The sequence below is a fragment of the Xanthobacter autotrophicus genome (assembly GCF_030015065.1).
Taxonomy (GTDB): Bacteria; Pseudomonadota; Alphaproteobacteria; order Rhizobiales; family Xanthobacteraceae; genus Xanthobacter; species Xanthobacter autotrophicus_D.
This window is the reverse complement of sequence record NZ_JAIVFN010000461.1, coordinates 1-428: the sequence shown is the minus strand read 5'-3', so window position 1 is coordinate 428 and position 428 is coordinate 1. Positions and strand designations below refer to the sequence as shown.

The 428-nt window shown below is 40.9% G+C and carries 1 protein-coding gene; it reads right to left on the bottom strand.

Annotated features, from left to right (window positions below; translation table 11 throughout):
* Positions 1–428: aminotransferase class V-fold PLP-dependent enzyme (locus K9U40_RS24035; protein WP_282892559.1), on the bottom strand; the 428-nt coding region annotated here is incomplete at both ends.

Genomic DNA, 428 nt, shown 5'->3' with positions numbered 1-428 from the left:
GTTTACCATCATAAGAGAAACAAGAATAGTATCTGGGCGAAGGACAGCCTTAACCATCTCAGGAGTAATTAAACCTGTTTGTGGCTCTGGCTCTAAGTAAGTAATTTCAAAACCTTGTTCTTCTAATTCACGACAAGGGTCTAGAACAGCTTTGTGTTCAATTTTACTTGTAATGATATGTTTGCCTTTAGATGCATAGAATTGAGCAACACCTTTAAGAGCAAGGTTATCTGACTCAGTTGCACCAGAAGTCCAAACAATTTCACGTGGGTCGGCTTTAATTAAATTTGCGACTTGCTCACGTGCATATTCAACTTTTTCTTCTGCCTGCCAGCCATAAGCGTGGGAACGAGATGCAGCATTACCAAAGGTACCGTCGAAAGTTAAACACTCCATCATACGTTCTGCAACTTGCAGATCTACTGGAG